Origin of the sequence: Mesorhizobium sp. M7A.F.Ca.CA.002.09.1.1, assembly GCF_003998555.1 — a bacterium.
GTDB lineage: Bacteria > Pseudomonadota > Alphaproteobacteria > Rhizobiales > Rhizobiaceae > Mesorhizobium > Mesorhizobium ciceri.
The window spans coordinates 1-13,408 of record NZ_RZRR01000044.1 but is presented as its reverse complement, the minus strand read 5'-3'; the positions used below and the strand labels follow the sequence as shown (position 1 = coordinate 13,408).

8 protein-coding genes and 5 pseudogenes are annotated in these 13,408 nt (G+C 60.5%); 7 read left to right on the top strand and 6 right to left on the bottom strand.

What is annotated here, in order from left to right; genetic code table 11:
- Positions 1 to 212: pseudogene (locus EN994_RS03800) on the bottom strand (IS5/IS1182 family transposase); the annotation flags it as partial.
- Between the two features lie 715 nt (positions 213 to 927).
- Between EN994_RS03800 and EN994_RS03795 the strand changes: the two are divergent.
- The 7 genes and pseudogenes from EN994_RS03795 to EN994_RS35930 all read left to right on the top strand — a co-directional run.
- A complete protein-coding gene (locus tag EN994_RS03795) occupies positions 928 to 2,607 on the top strand; it encodes an ABC transporter substrate-binding protein (protein WP_063170379.1) in 1,680 nt (559 codons plus the stop codon).
- Positions 2,604 to 3,593 (top strand): ABC transporter permease, encoded by a 990-nt coding sequence (locus tag EN994_RS03790; RefSeq protein ID WP_063169344.1) that lies wholly within the window; start codon positions 2,604 to 2,606, stop codon positions 3,591 to 3,593. Before EN994_RS03795 ends, EN994_RS03790 begins: the two co-directional genes overlap by 4 nt.
- Positions 3,590 to 4,522 carry an ABC transporter permease gene (locus EN994_RS03785; RefSeq protein WP_063169343.1) on the top strand — a complete coding sequence of 311 codons (933 nt, stop codon included), beginning with the start codon at positions 3,590 to 3,592 and terminating at the stop codon, positions 4,520 to 4,522. Before EN994_RS03790 ends, EN994_RS03785 begins: the two co-directional genes overlap by 4 nt.
- Positions 4,519 to 5,529, top strand: a complete 1,011-nt coding sequence (locus tag EN994_RS03780) for an ABC transporter ATP-binding protein (RefSeq protein WP_063169342.1) — start codon at positions 4,519 to 4,521, stop codon at positions 5,527 to 5,529. The genes EN994_RS03785 and EN994_RS03780 overlap by 4 nt, the downstream gene beginning before the upstream one ends.
- Positions 5,522 to 6,523, top strand: coding sequence for an ABC transporter ATP-binding protein (locus EN994_RS03775; protein WP_063169341.1), 1,002 nt, complete (start codon positions 5,522 to 5,524; stop codon positions 6,521 to 6,523). Before EN994_RS03780 ends, EN994_RS03775 begins: the two co-directional genes overlap by 8 nt.
- 134 nt (positions 6,524 to 6,657) lie before the next feature.
- Positions 6,658 to 8,526 carry a CocE/NonD family hydrolase gene (locus tag EN994_RS03770; RefSeq protein WP_082826580.1) on the top strand — a complete coding sequence of 623 codons (1,869 nt, stop codon included), beginning with the start codon at positions 6,658 to 6,660 and terminating at the stop codon, positions 8,524 to 8,526.
- An 88-nt stretch (positions 8,527 to 8,614) separates the two neighbouring features.
- A pseudogene (locus EN994_RS35930) lies at positions 8,615 to 8,952 on the top strand (IS110 family transposase); the annotation flags it as partial.
- 44 nt (positions 8,953 to 8,996) lie between these two features.
- On the opposite strand, the pseudogene EN994_RS03760 reads toward EN994_RS35930, so the two are convergent.
- The 5 genes and pseudogenes from EN994_RS03760 to tnpB all read right to left on the bottom strand — a co-directional run.
- Positions 8,997 to 9,189: pseudogene (locus EN994_RS03760) on the bottom strand (transposase domain-containing protein); the annotation flags it as partial.
- A 28-nt stretch (positions 9,190 to 9,217) separates the two neighbouring features.
- Positions 9,218 to 11,281 (bottom strand): recombinase family protein, encoded by a 2,064-nt coding sequence (locus EN994_RS03755; RefSeq protein WP_063169338.1) that lies wholly within the window; start codon positions 11,279 to 11,281, stop codon positions 9,218 to 9,220.
- Positions 11,268 to 11,570, bottom strand: coding sequence for a hypothetical protein (locus tag EN994_RS35290; RefSeq protein ID WP_063169337.1), 303 nt, complete (start codon positions 11,568 to 11,570; stop codon positions 11,268 to 11,270). Before EN994_RS35290 ends, EN994_RS03755 begins: the two co-directional genes overlap by 14 nt.
- 49 nt (positions 11,571 to 11,619) lie before the next feature.
- A pseudogene (locus tag EN994_RS03750) lies at positions 11,620 to 12,937 on the bottom strand (IS66 family transposase); the annotation flags it as partial.
- Positions 12,938 to 13,006: 69 nt separating this feature from the next.
- Positions 13,007 to 13,359: pseudogene (tnpB, locus tag EN994_RS03745) on the bottom strand (IS66 family insertion sequence element accessory protein TnpB).
- Between the last annotated feature and the right edge of the window lie 49 nt (positions 13,360 to 13,408).

Below are 13,408 nucleotides of genomic sequence, written 5' to 3'. Positions count from 1 at the left end.
AGCACCTCATCCGACAGGTTGAAGGTGTGCTTGAGGATCGCCAGCCCCGCCATCAGCCGGGTCGGCAGCGGCGGCATGCCGGGGCCGTCCGAATAGACGGCGCCGAAACGCTCCTCCAGCACCGGCCGGTCGATCGCCTGCTTCATGTTGATGATCTGATCGAGCCTGGAGCGGAACAGGTCCTGCTCTCCCGTCTCGCGTGGCTTGGACATTCGCCGTCCCCTCGATTCGCCGCCGCCGAACCGAGTGAATCACGCTCCGCAGCACAAGGGAATCGCAAAACCGAATTGCAGGAAAACAGCGTCCAAATACCGCTAATCCTGCAATTCAAAAGACGCTATCCGCCTCAATCAAAAGGCCAGATCAATGGCTTGCGGATAGTTCACGGTCGACGAGCTGGCGGCCACGCATCAGGCTGGAGATCCATCAGCGTTTACATCGTTTTTCAACGGGCGGCTCAAGCTCCGTGTTGTTGCGCGGCGCGCAGCTTGTCGAACGCCTCTTAGACCGTCGTGTGCCGGAAGAGGATATCCTCTGGAATTTCGGCATCGACATTCCGACATCACACATCCGTGATAAAGGCGTTTGCGGCTCGACGGGACCCTCCAACCCGAGGTCGCGAACAGAACCTGAATGACTGCCTCGTTTGCTATATGCGAATTGTCCGTGGGCGCCGCCAGGAGCTGGAACCGGCCAATCGACTTTAATTCTGGCTAGCTGTGCCCAGAATCGAGAAAAACGCCGGATTCATGCAGGCACAGCGGCCAATTTGCAGGAACCACCCCCCTGGGCACTGCTACTTATCTGGAATGAGGGGACTGTGGAGCTTCCGTCAAAAGGAAGCCAGATGTTCCGGGTTGAGGCCGTAGATCATCGTGGTCGTGTGAACATGAAGTGATGATAAAGCCGGCAAACAGGGAGGATAAAATGAGCCAATACTCATATAATCGTCGTGCGCTTATGAAGGCAATGCTGGCGATTTCGGCGACCCCTTGGGGGATTAACTCGAGGGCGTTCGCCTCGTCGTGCGACGATCGCATCCTGCGAATCGGCGGACTGGGTGGAGGCCCTGATTCGATGAACCCCTTCGCCACTTGGGGCTCCTTTTGGCCCTTGGCTATTTGCTATGATTTCTTGGTCTGCATAGACGCCCAGCGATACGACGATCGAAAGGGCTTTGCCCAATCTTGGTCCGTCGCCGACGACAACCTCACTTGGACCTTCAAGATCTGGCCCGGCATGAAGTGGTCGGACGGCCAGCCTGCTACCGCTAGGGACGCGGCGTTCACTTATAGTTATTTGCACGATTCCATAGGCAAGCCCGACGAGCTAAACGTCGGGTGGAACAGCACCAGCGGTCTTGAGAACGTCGAGTCCATCAAAGCGTTCGACGACGAGACTTTGCAGATCGTGACCAAGTTCCCCGCGACCTGGCCAATAGACAATATCATAATGATCGTTCCCGAGCACATTTGGAAGGACATCAGCTATGCTGACGCACGCGTAACCTTCCGCAACGATCCGCCTTTGGTGGGTACGGGACCTATGATCGTTTCGGAGTTTCACCAGGGCCAGTTTACACGCCTGACGCCGAACCCCTATTTCCGTACGGGGAAGCCCCAAATCGCGGGGGTGATCCTGCGGTCCTTCGATGCCGCCGATCCGATTGCGCAAGGTCTTAAGAGCGGGGAACTCGATTATGGCAACTACCTGACGTCCGCCCAGTGGGCTGATCTCTCGAAGGATCCCGACATTGTAGTCGGTGAATCCCGCATAGCTCAGAAAACCTATCTCGCCTTCAACACCGCTTCGGGAGATGGCGCAGGTAGCACCAAGGCTCTGCAGGATCCGGCGTTTCGCGATGCGCTCGGCTACGCGATCGATCAGAAGGCCATCGTCGATCGAGCCATGCGCGGACACGCCGACCCTGGTGTCGGACTCGCAATGCCGGTGGCGGCCGATTACTATTCAGATCTGAACGACATCAGGCGCCACTTCGATCTCGCCGAAGCCAACCGCCGGCTTGACGCCGCAGGGTACCGGGACACGAACGGCGATGGCATTCGGGAGGACAAGGACGGGAAGAGTTTCCAGCTAGAGCTGGTGTCTGGACCTTCAGCAAATATAGAGATGCCGGTCGCGGCAGTGCAGTTTATCGCTGGCTGGTTGGAGCAAATCGGTATCCCTGTATCGGTGACTCGGCTCGACTCCGGTGCGCTGAGCGCCCGCGCCGCAGCTCCGGCGAAAGGCGGCGGAGGGTGGGATCTGCTCATTTCCGATACCTGGCAAGGCCCAACACCTAAAGACCTGCTCATCTTCGGCAGCAGCAATTCCATCGGCATCAAGAACAAGGCGTACTGGACGAATGCGGAGTTCGACAAACTGTTCGCGGAGGTGCAGGTCACCGTTGACCTCAAGAAAAACCAAAAGCTGGTCGACCAGGCAGCGCGACTAATTTATACTGAAGCGCCTTACATCGTACTATGTTACCCCACCCTGCTCGAAGCCCACCGGAGGGATTGCTTCGAGGGTTGGGGAAAGCAAGGCATCATGTCGATGGACAGCTACTTCCCATTCGATCGCTTGAAGCCGGTGCCCGCGCCGTGAACGGAGGGGGAGGGAGCCGTCACATCCTGCGCATCATCGTCAGGGCCTCTATAACCCTCCTGATGGTGGCAGTCCTGAACTTCATCCTATTCCGAGTTATTCCAGGTGACCCTGCATCTCTTTTGCTTGGCGGGGCGCGCGTCAGCGTCACCGCCGAGCAGATTGAGGCGCAGAACCAACGTTGGGGCCTTGACCGGCCGCTGTTCCCGGACCAGGCGGTCGACTACCTGTCGGCAACACTCCGCGGCGATTTCGGCTACAGCTTCAAGTTCAGGGGCAGGCATGTCGCAGACCTGATAGCGGAACGCCTGCCGGACACCATAGTCCTAGTCGGGGTTGCTCAGATAATGGCAATCGTTATTGGGGTGATGCTTGGGATCTACGCAGGCTGGCGCCGGGGAGGAGCCGGCGACCGTATCGCAACCGGAGCCTCTCTGGCGCTCTATTCTACGCCGGCTTTCTGGCTCGGCATGATCCTGGTGGTAATCTTCAGCACGGCATTGGGTTGGCTCCCGGGCTATGGTGCATACTCGCCCGGCCTGATCACGGGCTCTCTTGGTTCGTTCCTCGACTACCTGCAACATCTCACGCTTCCCGCCACTGCGGTGGCGCTTGGGCTAATCGGCCAGTACGTCGTCGTCGCTCGTGCCGCAATGAGTGACGTACTCACCGAGGATTACATGGTAACCGCACGGGCGAAAGGGCTGACCAACGGTCAAATGCTGATGCGTCATGCATTTCGCAATGCAATGCTACCGGTCGTGACCTTGATCACCCTCAATATTGGCTATGTGGTCGCCGGGGCCATCACTGTCGAAGCCGTTTTCGCCTGGCCGGGTATCGGCGGGCTGACGGTGGAAGCACTCAACGCACGGGACTACCCAGTCCTTCAAGGCATATTCCTGTTGCTTGGCGTTTCAATTGTTCTCGCAAACCTCGTAGCCGATCTTGCCTACAGCCTTCTAGATCCGAGGGTCCGACAATGAGCGACAATATTGTTCGATATTGCCCGCGAGGCCGGGCGCGCGCAATAAAAGGCTTTCTGCGTCAATTTCTCAGCTATGGCGGTGCTCAGGTGGGCCTCGTATGTCTGGTATTCTTTCTTGTTGTGGGAGCGGTCCCCAATATTCTGGCGGGACCGCTCCAGACTGCGATCAATGCAACTGGCGATTTCCTCGCACCCCCATCAGGCGAGCATCTGCTCGGCACGGACGAAATCGGGCGGGACGTGCTCAATCTGGTCCTCCATGGTGCCCGGATCTCGCTTACGATTGCGCTACTCGCGACTGTGATCAGCCTCGTCGTTGGGACTACAATCGGTACGACCGCTGGCTACTATGGTGGCAGGGTCGACGTCTGGCTGATGCGCTTGACAGACTTCTTTTTTGTCATGCCGTCCTTCGTGCTGGCGCTGGTCATTACACCCGTGGTTCTCGAGGTGATGGGGCGCGGTGGAGAAATCCTGGGCTTCCGTCCTTCTCTTTTCGTGATCATTGTCGTTATAGGCATGACAAGCTGGTCCTTTGTTGCACGTATCGTCCGGAGTCAGACACTGTCGCTTAAGGAGCGACCATTCATTGATCGTGCGCGCGTTGCGGGTAGCAGTAATTTCGGCATCATGGTGCGGCACATCCTCCCCAATCTCGTGCCGCAAATCGCAGCCAATGGTGCGCTGGTGGTCGCCAGCGCAATCTATGTCGAGACATCGCTCTCATTCCTTGGACTCGGGGACCCGTTGCAGCCTTCATGGGGCACTTTGCTTTCGCTCGCTCAGCGCGCCGGCGCGGCCAGTGCTGGAGCCTGGTGGTACCTCGGCGCCCCAGGACTGTGCGTACTCACGGTTTCGCTTAGCTTCGTCCTGATTGGCAGTGCCCTTGACGACACGTTCAATCCACGGCGGAGGGTGATCCCATGACCAGCTCCTCCCAGGACAAAACACCGCTTCTGGAAATAGACCGGCTCTCTGTCGATTATGGGCTCAAGGGCGTTTCATTGCGAGCAATCGACGGCGTAAGCTTCGCGCTCCGAGCCGGAGAGGCCGTGGGCCTCGTCGGAGAATCGGGCAGTGGCAAGACCACGACCGCGATGGCGATCGCTGGTCTACTATCACCCAACGCGCGGGTCAGCGGCGGCCAAGTGCGCTATCGTGGCAACCGACTGCCGATCGACGATGATGCGGCGATGCGGCCACATCGCTGGAGCGAAACGTCCGTTGTCTTCCAGGGCGCGATGAACGCACTTAATCCTGTTCACCGCATTATCAAGCAGATCGCCGAGCCATGCATGCTGAAGCTCGGCATGTCGCGGGGCGAGGCGACCAAGCGGGGAAGTGAGTTGCTTCAACTGGTCGGCATCCCGGCGGATCGTGGTTCCGCCTACCCTCACGAGTTGTCGGGCGGAATGCGACAAAGGGTGATGATTGCCATGGCGCTCGCGTGTCGACCTTCGATTATCATTGGTGACGAGCCCACCACAGCGCTCGACGTCATCACTCAGGCTCAGATCCTTAACCTGCTAGGCGACTTGCGATCGCAGTTGAGCCTCGCCCTGATTTTGATCACCCACGACCTTTCTGTGGTGGCTAAGTGTTGTGATCGCGTAATGATCATGTACGCGGGCCGCATCGTCGAGGATGGCACTGTCGCCGAGATTTTCGCCCAGCCCAAACATCCCTACACCCGACAGCTGATCGAATCGATCCCGAACCCAGCGAGCGGCAAAAAGATGATCCGGCCAATACCGGGTGATCCTCCCAACTTGGTGAATCGACCCTCGGGCTGCGCTTTCCATCCGCGTTGCCCGTCGGTCATGGGGGGGTGCGCGACCGAAGTCCCCAGCCTCAATAAGTTCGGGCGGGGACGTGTCGCCTGTCACCTTCACCGGTCCTTGACGCAAGAAGACAAGGTCGCTGTTCATGCCTGACACTGCCGGCATCCTGCGTCTCGAGAGCCTGCAAGTTCATTTTCCTATCCAGGGCGGTCTGTTCGACCGTGTCCTGGGCCGATCTGTCGGCGCCATGCGCGCGGTAGACGGGATCGACCTCAACGTCGGGCGGGGCGAGATCGTCGCCCTGGTCGGCGAATCGGGAAGCGGCAAGACCACTGTGGGCCGCGTCATCACCAAGCTTGCCAAGCCGACTGGCGGCAGAATGCTGTTCGAAGGCCGCGACATGAGGTCGGTAGAGGGCTTCTCGGCTCTACGTCCGTACCGGCGTCGCGTGCAAATGATCTTCCAGGACGCTTATCAGGCCCTCAATCCGCGACACACCGTGTTCGACATCGTGGCGGAGCCGTTGCAGTCCCTGCGGCTGGTCGGTAACGCCACTCAACTCGCCGACCGGGTGAGTGAAGCGCTTGCGGCCGCTGGGCTCAATCCTCCCGGCGATTTCTTCGCCCGCTTCCCGCACGAGCTATCCGGCGGGCAGCGCCAGCGCGTCGTGATTGCAGGAGCGCTTGCCGTCCGGCCGGAACTCATCGTTGCTGATGAACCTGTATCGATGCTCGATGTCTCGATACGCGCTCAGATTCTTCAGGTCCTGGTTGACTTGCGCGACAGGCACAACATGGCGCTGCTGTTCATCACCCACGATTTGCCCCTTGCCTGGCTGATCGCCGACCGGATTGCGGTCTTGTATCTTGGAAAATTGGTCGAGATTGGTAGCGCCGACGAGATCACATTCAACCCTCGCCATCCGTATACCGTCGCCTTGCGCAACGCCACACCGCAGATTGGCGGCAACGCAGGTCGCGCCGAGTTGCCGGCCCTGCAGGGCGAGGTTCCAAGTGCCGCGCGCGTGCCGAAGGGCTGCCGTTTCCATCCTCGTTGCCCGCTTGCCTTCGACCGTTGCAAAGCTGAGGAGCCGCCGGCGATCGAAGTTGGACCACAGCACCTGTCAGCCTGCTGGCTCGCTAAGTGAAAGGCATGCAATCAGCGCCACCCCAATGAGCGTATTCCATCTGGTATTGCACAGGCAGGTGGGCTGGAACACCACCGTGCAGATAGAATGCTGAGACCCGTCGAAATTGGCCACTCCATCTTGAATCAGTCTCAATGTCTGGGAGGCACTCTGAAGTGTGTAATGAACTAGGCCCGATTAAACCGCCAACGCCGCGATACGAAGTGGTTTTGCAGACCGGCTTGCGCGTTCCAATGCGGGACGGCGTTGAGCTCGCCACGGACCTGTATCGGCCTATTGGTTACACTGGGGAACTCGGGTCAATCCTTATCCGAACTCAATACGGTAAGACGCCCTATCGCTGTCCGGTTGAGCCTCGCCACAAAGTGGCAAGAATGTTTGCTGGACAAGGCTTCGCCGTACTTGTGCAGGAGCTTCGTGGAGTCTTCGATTCCGGCGGCGTATTCACCCTCATGGAGAATGAAAGGGACGACGGTTATGACACGCTGTCCTGGATTTCGCAGCAGCCATGGTCGAATGGACGCGTGGGCACATATGGGTGCTCGGCGCTTGGTATCGCGCAGGTTTTGCTGGCGCAGTTGTGCCATCCAGCCCACCGATGCGCAATTGCGCAGGGATCGGGCGGCGCGAACGGCTCTGCCGGAGGGCGATATCGCAACGGGGATCTCCGTCTCGGCGGTGCGGTGGAGGTTGCCGCGTTTGTCCCCTGGTTCCACCAAACCGCAGCGAAGGACCGGTCCCGAGTGCAACCGAAAAGCGATGAGGAGTATCAGCGGGCTTTCGCGTCGCTGCCGCTCGTCAACATGCTTAAGAGCCTTGGGGGACCGCCGACTGACTGGGAGGACTGGGTCTCGCGTGACCCAGGCGATCCCTGGGGGGATCGGAATGGGATGCTTAGCGAGGACTCGACCATCGACGTCCCAGCCCTGTTCGTGAACTCGTGGTACGACGTGGGGGCTGCCGACGCGCTTCACCAGCAGCGCGTTTTTAGTGCTCGCGGATTGAGCCCGGCGGCACGCGATCACCAACATATCATTCTGTCGCCAGCCACGCATTGTGGCACCGAGAGTCTCAAAGCCCCGACGGTTATCGGCGAGCGCGAGCTGGGCGACGCGCGCCTGGATTGCTGGCAGATCTACCTGGACTGGTTCGACTGCTGGCTGAACGACAAGCCCGACCGGATCGAGGGAATGCCCCGCGTCCAGTACTACGTGATGGGTCGCAACGAGTGGCGTGCCGCGTCAGAATGGCCCCCTCTTGGTGTGGAACTGCAGCACTGGTTCCTCCGCAGCGGCGGGAATGCCGCGACCCGTCTAGGCGACGGGACTCTTGATGTAGAGCCTCCGAGTGCCGACGAGCCGGCTGACACGTTTACCTACGACCCTGGGGATCCGGCGCCGTTCTTGGGGATGGACGGCGGGAAGTCAAGTGGAACTACTATAGGACCCCGCGATTACCAGGACGTCCAGCTTCGTCCAGACGTCCTCTGCTTCACTTCACCGCCCCTCACAGAGGGCATGGAGGTTACCGGATTTGTCCGGGCGGTCCTCTTCGTCTCTTCTTCGGCCCCGGACACGGACTTCGTGGCCAGACTGTTGGACGTACATCCCGATGGCCGTGCGATTGACGTGGTGGACGGGATACTGCGCGTCCGCTATCGCGAGGGCTTTGATCGGGCTGTTTTCATGGAACCGAGCGTTATATGCAAAATCGAGATTGATCTCGACGCCACAAGTAATTGGTTTCCGGCCGGCCATCAAATTCGCCTGGAAATCACTAGTTCGGCCTTCCCGCGGTTCGACCGCAACCTGAATACGGGAGGTAACAACTGGGACGAAACTGAATGGGTAGTGGCTCGGAACACGATTCATCACTGCGAGCAGTTCCCCTCCCACGTACTGCTTCCTGTGATGACAGCGATGGGGTCCCATGCCGGCAAGGCGAATTTGAACAGCATCGCTAGGTGTTTAGATTGTGGTATTCGGCTTTGCCCCCCGCCTTGAACGGGTTGTTTTGAAGTGCTGCGCTTCGAGATGATGACAAAACGTGGTCTGTGTGAACAGCCACAAGCATCAGGAAAGGAAGCGCAGCATGAAAAATTATGCCGGACTGGACGTCTCCGTGAAAGAGACCACCGTTTGCATCGTGAGAAGGGCGCCGAATTTGCCGAGAGATGAAGGTTGCTAGTCATCCGGACGATCTTGCTGACGCATTGAAGAACCCCGCATGGAATCTCGCCCGGATCAGGCTTGAAGCCGGCCCCTTATCCCAATGGTTGGTCTGGCGGCAGCCGGACTACGTGACCTGTATCGAGCCCCGTCATTCCAAGGCGTTCTCAAGGCACAGGTCAACAAGACCGACCGCAACCATGCTCGCGGCATCGCGCAGATATGCGGGTTAACCTGTTCCGGCCCGTGCATGTCAAGAGTAAGCGGTATTCTCGGGCCACGGCCTTGAGCTCGAGCTTGTTGATGTAGACCCAAGGCAGGAGATCGTCGATCTGGCTGTTGGGGTGGCCGTTGACGATCCTGGTGAGGACATCGGCGAGATAAGCCGAGCGGTTCGACACCATTGAGCTTGCAGGTTTCGATCAGCGAGGCGATGACTGCCCAGTGTTCGGCGCCGCCGTCAGAGCCTGCGAAGAGCGCGTTCTTGCGGTTGAGCGCGAAGACTGATTCATTATGCACCCCCTCTTCAAATGGCGGGAAACAGCGATTTCTGATTATCGTCGTTGATGATACGCGGAGATTTGCGCGCCAAATCGGCCTTGATCCGTTCATCTTCAAGGTCGCTGGCGCGGATCTGGTAGGGCGCGCCGCGCATGACCTGCTCGGCTGGTAATATGCCGTCCCTGACGAACCGGCGGATTTTGACGTGCGACACGCCAAGCTTCGCGGCCGCGTCCGACATGGTAAGCCACTCGCCGTTCTTGTCGGAAGACCGATAGCCGCTGATCTTGTGCACCGTGCGCAGGGATTGGACGCGTCGCGCCGTCCAGGTCTTTCCCTGACCCGTCTTCATGCCCATGCGGTTGAGTGTGGCGGCGATTTCGGCATCCGACCATCGCGTTGCCATGGATCGCATGACCGCCAGAGCCTCCTCAGGCGTACTCTGGCCATGCTCTCCGGATTTGGACTTGCGAACCCTTACCTGGGAATGCTGGCCCCCATGCCAATGGATGGTCAGGATCACATCGCGCGCGTCGTCATCGACGTCCGCCACAATGTCCTTGATGAGCGCGCGCAGCAGTTGCTGACGGAACCGCATATCGACACCCGGCGCATTCCAGGCGGCTTCGAGATCCTGGGCGAGGCCGGTGAAGTCAGGGATCGCGTCGACAGGCTCCATACGCTGGACTTCACTGAGCCGGGCCTCGCAGGTCTCCACGCGCCTGAGCCTAGCTTCCCAGTTCCTCTCGAGCTGGGCCGCTATAAGCCGGTTCTCCGGGTCGCAGGCGGCGTAGCGGCGCTCGGCGAGCGATGCCTCATAGCGTGCCTGCTGCAGGTCCATCTCGATCATCTGCCGCCGCCTGGCTTCGCTCTCCAGCTGCATCTGTTCAGCCTCCAACGCCGCCTCGATCGCCATCGGCGCAACCGCCTCCAAGGCTTCGCGGGCCACCGCCGCATCGGTGCGAAAGCCGTTGAACGACATGCATCGCGCCTGCGCCATCATGGTGTTCTCGCAACGATAGACCGGGTAACCTTGGCCACGTCCGGCATACGTGACAACCAGTCTTCGCCCGCATCGACCACAGGAGAGAAGACCCGGGAGCAACGCGCGACCGCCGCGGCCCGACTTGACGCCGCCGGCTTTGCCATAGGCGTTGGCGGCGAGAAGTTCCTGGTTCCGTTCGTACTCGCTCCATCCGATATAGCCTTCGTGATGCTCCTTGAGCACCACCGCCCAATCGCTGGCCGGCTTGTAATGACCATAGCTCTTGCGGACGCGGCCATCCACGATCTCGGTGCGCTTCTCGCTCTTACCATAGACATAAGCGCCGGCGTAGAACGGGTTCTTCAGGACGGAGATCACGTTGCGGTAGCGGACCGGAACCCAGGCGAAGGACACCATCTTCTTGCCGTCGGAGGGTCTGGGGAAATGCACGCCATCGTCGATCATCGAGATCAGGACCTGGCGGGCACTGCCGAGTTCGCGGAAACGCGCGAATATCAGGCGAATGGTCTCCTGCAGGCGTATATCGGGATCGAACCCGAGACCGTAATCCCGGTGCCAGACGTAGCCGAAGGGCACAGAGATGCGCAGTTCGCCGCGCTGTGCCTTGGCGCGGTCAGCTTCGTACATGCGAGCACGCAGCACCCCGAGTTCGAACTCGCTTATGCTCCCCTTCATGCCGAGCAGCAGGCGATCGTTCGGCAGTCCCGGATCGTAGACTCCGTCCAGATCGATCACCCGTGCATCGACTTCGCCGCACAACTCGAGCAGCCGATGCCAGTCCGGTCCGTTGCGAGACAGGCGGGACGCCTCCAGGCAAAGCACAGCGCCCACATGACCGGTGCACAGATCGTCGACCAGGCGTTCGAAACCGGGACGTTCCACAGCTCCACTTGCGGTGCGTCCCAAGTCCTCGTCGATCACCTCAACCTTGCGGAATCCCCAGCGCCGCGCGACGTCGACCAGCTCATATTGCCGACGCTGGCTCTCAAGATTGAGCTGCACTTGCGCCTGCGTGGACTGACGTACATAGACAACGGCCTTGCGCTTGAGGATGGTGGCCGGAATCAGATTACGGCTCGTCATCGCGGCTCTCCTCCGTCACGATACCGGCGGCGGCCATCAGCACATTGGCGAGCCGGGCGATCACGATCGTTCGTTGCGCTGCGCTCAGCCCGACTAGCTTGTGCGAGTCGAGCGCATGCTGAGCTGGCGAACGATCACGAGAGATCGTGTCGGTGGCGGCAAGGTTCTCATTTTGAGTCTCCCCGATGATGAAACCATCCGGAGAGCCTCGCCGGAAACGGCGCTGGATCAAGAGCTTGTTCAGTTCAAGCAGTGCAGCAAGCGACGCGCGCGGGGAGCCCAGATCCATTGCTGCGCACGGGACTTCGACCTCCTGCCCAACATGGGCAGAATGACCCCGAGATTGCGATCGGACGGATCGAGCGTTCGACGGTGTTGCTGTCGATCTCGATGCGGCCGTCGTCAAGGAAGTGCGAGAGGCCTTCCCAGCGTGAGAGCGTGTAGCGGATTGCCTCTGCGAGCTTGGTCTTCTGACTGATCAGGCCGAGCTTCTCACGCAGCCAGGGTTCGAGATCGGCGACGATGGCGCGGCTTTTGTCCTGACGCATCGCGCGGCGCTCGTTGGCCGATCGGCCACGGATGTCATCCTCGATCTTGTAGAGTTCGGCGATCCGTCTCAGCGCGTCACTGGCGATCGGCGCGGGACCGGCTGCTGCCAGTTCATAAAAGCGCCGACGGACATGCGCCCAGCAGAAGGCGAGCGTGACGCCGCTTTTGTCGGCCAGCACGCGATAGCCGCCATAGCCGTCGACCTGCAAGATTCCGGTGAAGCCTGCGAGATGAGCGATCGGACGCTCGGCCTTTCGGTCCGGCGCATAGACATAGGCGACGCCCGGCGGGTCGCTCCCCTCCCATCGTCGGTCATCGCGGGCATAGGCCCAGAGTTGACCTGTCTTAGTCTTGCCGCGGCCGGGATCGAGCACCGGCGCGGTCGTCTCGTCGGCGAAGAGTTTTGCCGAGGACTTCAGCTTGCCAAGCAGCCGCTCATGCACCGGACGCAGGTGCCAGGCGGCGCGGCCGACCCAGTCGGCGAGCGTAGAGCGATCGAGATTGATACCCTGCCGGGCGTAGATTTGCGCCTGACGATAGAGCGGAAGGTGATCGGCATATTTTGAGACCAGCACCTGGGCGACCGTTGCCTCGGTCGGAAGACCACCCTCGATCAGCCGGGCCGGCGCCGGAAGCCTGAACCACGACGTCCTCGCAGGCGCGGCAGGCATATTTGGGCCGGCGCACGACGATTACACGCAGCTGCGCCGGAACGATGTCGAGCCGCTCGCTCACGTCCTCGCCGATCCGATGCAAGCCATTGCGGCAGCATGGGCAGGCATGGTCCTCGATGTCGACGACCATCTCCACGCGCGGCAGATGGGGTGGCAGCGCGCCCCGGTTGGCCCGGCGCCTCGTGGCCTTTGCTTGCCGCTCGGCGGGAGCAGATTGCTCCTTCTCTTCCTCACCGGCGGCCTCGATCTGCTCCGCCTCTTCGAGCCCCAGCAGCAATTGATCCTCGGGGAGCGTCTCGGCACGCCGGCCGAAGCGGTGACGCTGCAATTCCTTGATGATCTGAATCAGACGGGCATTCTCGACGTCGTGCGCCAGGACCATCGCCTTCAGCGCGTCCGGATCGTCGGGAAGCTGGTCAGCCGTCATCGCCATGAACGGATCAGACCATATTCGCCGACAGCCCGCGACAGCGGAATCTAGGCTGATTCACTTCGTCGCGGGTCAGCCCGCCTGGGCTGGCACGCGGGTCCGGCGCGCCTCATGGACTCGCCGCCAGTCGAGACCTTCGAGTAGCGCCGAGAGCTGCGCGGCCGTCAGCCGCATCATGCCGTCATGCACTTTCGGCCAGCGGAACTCCCCATCCTCCAAACGCTTAGCAGGCAAACCCCGGTGCCATCCCAGAAGATCAGCTTGATCCGGTCAGTCCGCTTCGCCCGGAAGACGTAGACGGCCCCGCTGAACGGATCGGCCCCCATTGTCTCTCGCACCAGCGCCGCCAATCCCTCCGCACCCTTGCGGAAGTCGACGGGCTTCGTCGCCACCATGACCTTGACCGCACCCGTCGGCCCGATCACGACGTCGCCTTCAGCGCGCGGATCACTGCGGCCACCGTCTTGGTATCGG